The 1,212-nt window shown below is 71.0% G+C and carries 1 protein-coding gene; it reads right to left on the bottom strand.

Annotated elements, in window-relative coordinates:
• On the bottom strand, positions 1-1,212 hold a 1,212-nt coding region (locus tag ACFWJO_RS40035), incomplete at both ends, for a DNA topoisomerase (protein ID WP_386873254.1).

Raw genomic sequence — 1,212 nt, 5'->3', positions numbered from 1 at the left:
GGCGTAGATCTCGAGGGCCTGCTCCTGCGTGATGCTGAAGATCTGGTCCTCGGACTCGAGCGAGCGCGAGTCCGAGCCCTTCTTCAGGTAGGGCCCGAAGCGGCCGTTCTGGGCGGTGATGACCTCGCCCTCGGCGTCCGCGCCCACGACGCGCGGCAGGGACATCAGCTGCAGCGCCTGCTCGAGGGTCACGGTGTCCACGGACATGCTCGTGAAGAGGGAGCCGGTGCGGGGCTTCTCCTTGGCCGGCTTCTTCTTCGGCTTGGGCTTGCCGTTCTTGTAGTACTCGGTGGGCTGCGCGTCGAGCCAGGCCTGCAGCTCCTCCTCGCTCATCTCGGGGATGACCTCGGTGACGTAGGGGCCGTAGCGCCCGTCCTTGGCGACGACGGTCCGGCCCGTCTCCGGGTCCGTGCCGAGCTCGCGCTCGGAGGGCTGGGCGGTGGCGAACAGCTCCTCGGCCTTGGCCGGGGTGAGCTCGTCCGGGGCCAGGTCCTCGGGGACGTTGGCGCGGGGCGGGGTGGCGCCCGCCTCCGCGTCGGCCGGCAGCGACCGCTCCAGGTACGGGCCGTACTGGCCCACCCGCAGGGTGATCTCCTCGGTGATCGGCAGCGAGTTCACGGCCCGCGCGTCGATCTCACCGAGGTTGTCCACCACGTGCTTGAGGCCCTCGACGCCCTTCTCCGTCTCCGCGGCGGGGGCCCCGAAGTAGAAGGTCTGCAACCAGGCCTCGCGGGCGAGCTCGCCCGCGGCGATCCGGTCGAGGTCGTCCTCCATGCGGGCCGTGAAGTCGTAGTCCACGTACTTCGCGAAGTAGTCCTCGAGCAGGCCGATCACCGCGAACGCGGTCCACGACGGGACGAGCGCGGTGCCGCGCTTGGACACGTAGCCGCGGTCCATGATCGTGGAGATCGTCGGGGCGTACGTGGAAGGACGCCCGATCTCGCGGCGCTCCAGCTCGGCGACGATCGACGCCTCGGTGTAGCGGGCCGGCGGGGAGGTCTCGTGCCCGGTGGCCTCGATCGGGTCACCGGTGAGGCGCTCGCCCTGGGCCACCTGCGGCAGGCGGCGGTCCTTGGCCTCCGCGTTCTCGCCGTCGACCTCGGCGTCCCGGCCCTCCTCGTACGCGTCGAGGAAGCCCTTGAACGTGATGACGGTGCCCGAGGCGCTGAACTGCGCGAGGCGACCGTCCTGCGCGGTGGCCGAGAGCCGCAG

Source organism: Streptomyces sp. NPDC127092, from assembly GCF_042722475.1.
Classification (GTDB): domain Bacteria; phylum Actinomycetota; class Actinomycetes; order Streptomycetales; family Streptomycetaceae; genus Streptomyces.
This window is presented reverse-complemented; position numbering and strand designations above follow the sequence as displayed.